This window comes from Parabacteroides sp. TM07-1AC (assembly GCF_003480915.1).
GTDB classification, from domain to species: Bacteria; Bacteroidota; Bacteroidia; order Bacteroidales; family Tannerellaceae; genus Parabacteroides; species Parabacteroides chongii.
The window spans coordinates 5054-7236 of sequence record NZ_QUKD01000021.1 but is presented as its reverse complement, the minus strand read 5'-3'; the positions used below and the strand labels follow the sequence as shown (position 1 = coordinate 7236).

Here is a 2183-nt window from a genome sequence, read left to right as displayed (position 1 = left end):
TAATGGTAAATCCCGGCAATAATGGAGAAAATGTCTGCCAGTGCCGGGATTTACATATTGAGGAACTTCAGGTGTGAGAATTATTCACCCGGTTCAGGTTCAGGCTGGTCGCCTCCACTGATATTTTCTTTTGGATAGTATTTCTCCAGCCAGGCTTTAAGCGTCGTGGCTTTATCCAGCGACTTCAGATAATAATTGATCGGGACACCGATATTATCATCTCCCGAAGAGCACTTCTGAACATAATCATCCATGGCTGTCATCAGCGAGTTGATATCGATCATGCCGTTTTGTCCGTCGTCGATCTCAGACAACCCGGTCAAGGTAGACTGGATCGTGGCGTTGTGCAGCGAAATCATTTGCTTTCCGGTGCGTGCGGCACTGGCCGACGATTCGAGCGTATTATTTTCAGTGGCGGTCGCCCCTTGAAGGGTAGCCAGTTTCTGCATCTCTTTGTCGGGATCGGAATCGGCAAATTGCTTCACACCCATTTTTACCTGGTTGGATTTGATCGAAGGAATCACTCCCATGGTGGCAAGCGAACAATGCGACTGGATGTTTTGCGAACTGATCAGGTTTTTCACACTGTTGGCAAAAGAATCTTCAACACCGAAACCTCCCTGTAAATCGGCAAACCAGCCGCCCAACTTAAACTGGGTCTGCAATTTCTGAGCCACACCTTCCATATTTTGTACCGTATTCATCGAATCGGACTTCAGGACATGGATCATCCCGACAAAGCTCGACCCGTATGTGGCTCCCGAGAGAACATAAACCAGCTTGTTGCAGGAAGATTTCTCCAACTCTTCCCATAACTTCAGCGGAGACTTTTTGGTATCGATCACTTCATCCGGAAAGGCCTTATTCCAGGCAGCCACCATTTTATCCGGATCCAGTATCAACGGCGAGAAGATGCGCGCATTTTTATGCGTACAGGAAATACTGATAACCAGTGTCCCTTCCAGCTCATGATTGGCATTTTGCATACCGAATTGCTTTTGTACGGATTTAGACAGCTGCATGGCATGGGCTTGCCCGAAGCCGCTCATCGCTTCGCTCACAAAACCTCCGATGCTGGAGGCTTGGCTTTCGCTTCTCTCTTTATTGGAATCGACCGAAAAATAGCGTACGTTCAACTGCATGGAATCGGAAGAGACCCCCATCGATTTGACTTCGCTTTTCGTATAATCGAGAGGACTCTCGATGTCATCGCTCATCATCGACATCGTCGCACGCAAGGGTTGTATGTTTTTCTCTGTTTCCAGCTTCACCTTTCCGTATTCGGCGGCGGCAGTGGAAATTTGCTTATTCAGTTCTTTGATCTCAGCCGTTATTTCGGGTGTTTCAACCCCCAGGTTGGTGAGTTCCTGAACAGTCATATCCAGATTTGTACGCAGAGCGATAAGTGAGTTCATGGTGACTTCCTTTGCATCGGCTTCTGCCTGATATGCAGCAATCAGCTCCGCATTATCGAGCTTTTCCTGTTTTACGATGTTCCCCAATACGAGGGACGGTTCGTAAGGTATTGTTGATGGCATAACGATTAGTATTAAAAGGTTGAATAATTATCAGAAATAAACAATATTTCCCACGGCACGGCTGCGGGTAAGACCTGGAATCAGAACTCCGTGCGGATCGGTTACCGACACGACTTGAGCTCTCATTATAGCGATCGCGATATCTACATTGGGAAACTGCAAGGCAAAACCTGCCTGCGAATCATAATATGAGCCCATGTAATTTACTCCATCTGCTGTTACTGTATACATAAATAAAAGGTATTAAAGGTGGCTGCCTACTCTTTTCAGTTTTCGGCATCTCTGCTGCGGGGAAGGAAGGGCTTTGGATTATCATACATAGCTTAGGGTGGTAAATGTAAAAATTATTATTGAATAACCAAACGTTTTTCTGATAAAATATCAACTGTTTTTATAGTTGTTCTATCGCGTACATTATATATAAAACAACACCTCAGGGAACACAAAACAGATATTAAAACTTAATATGCTATTATACAGTAATTTACACTTGCTGAAAAGAGAGTGGTGAAAATCAAGCTTAACTTTCAGTACAGCAGCCTTTTATCATTAAATAAACGGGAGTGTTAAAATGATAGTAAAATGAGGCGTAAAATGATATTTAATGGATTGGTATACAGTGAATTAAAATGTTAAAACAGAATG

The 2183-nt window shown here is 44.1% G+C and carries 2 protein-coding genes; both read right to left on the bottom strand.

Going from position 1 to position 2183, the window contains the following annotated elements; genetic code table 11:
• Positions 1 to 80: 80 nt before the first annotated feature.
• Positions 81 to 1538 carry a hypothetical protein gene (locus tag DXD68_RS23890; RefSeq protein WP_147383027.1) on the bottom strand — a complete coding sequence of 486 codons (1458 nt, stop codon included), beginning with the start codon at positions 1536 to 1538 and terminating at the stop codon, positions 81 to 83.
• A gap of 30 nt (positions 1539 to 1568) precedes the next feature.
• On the bottom strand, positions 1569 to 1769 hold the full coding sequence (locus tag DXD68_RS23885) for a hypothetical protein (RefSeq protein ID WP_122363914.1): 201 nt from the start codon (positions 1767 to 1769) through the stop codon (positions 1569 to 1571).
• Positions 1770 to 2183 lie beyond the last annotated feature (414 nt).